Annotated in this window: 2 tRNA genes; both read right to left on the reverse strand. The window is 44.3% G+C overall.

Going from position 1 to position 388, the window contains the following annotated elements:
• Window positions 1–81: 81 nt before the first annotated feature.
• Window positions 82–155: transfer RNA gene (locus RV15_RS18450), tRNA-Met, on the reverse strand.
• A gap of 129 nt (window positions 156–284) precedes the next feature.
• Window positions 285–374, reverse strand: a tRNA-Ser gene (locus tag RV15_RS18455).
• Window positions 375–388: the final 14 nt, after the last annotated feature.

The following is a 388-nucleotide window of genomic DNA, read 5'->3' on the forward strand; positions in this document are numbered from 1 at the left end:
CAGGCATTCTAACCAGCTGAACTACCAAACCAAGGTAAATGTATTGCATCACTACGCTTTTAAATGGAACTATAAAAGCAATTGCGGGGGCAGGATTTGAACCTACGACCTTCGGGTTATGAGCCCGACGAGCTACCTGACTGCTCCACCCCGCGATAATATATAGTCTTTACTGACTATAAGAAAGGTGATAACTTTTGGTGATTCCTAGTAAGGTTACTTTTCTCACTACGTTCGCCAAGTATTGATAAGCATCAGTGCTAAAGCACTGTGGTTGTCAACAAAGGAGGATAAGGGATTCGAACCCTTGCACGGTTTTACCCGCCTGACGGTTTTCAAGACCGTTCCCTTCAGCCGGACTTGGGTAATCCTCCGGAATAATTATTAA

Origin of the sequence: Enterococcus silesiacus, from assembly GCF_001886225.1 — a bacterium.
Lineage (GTDB): Bacteria > Bacillota > Bacilli > Lactobacillales > Enterococcaceae > Enterococcus_L > Enterococcus_L silesiacus.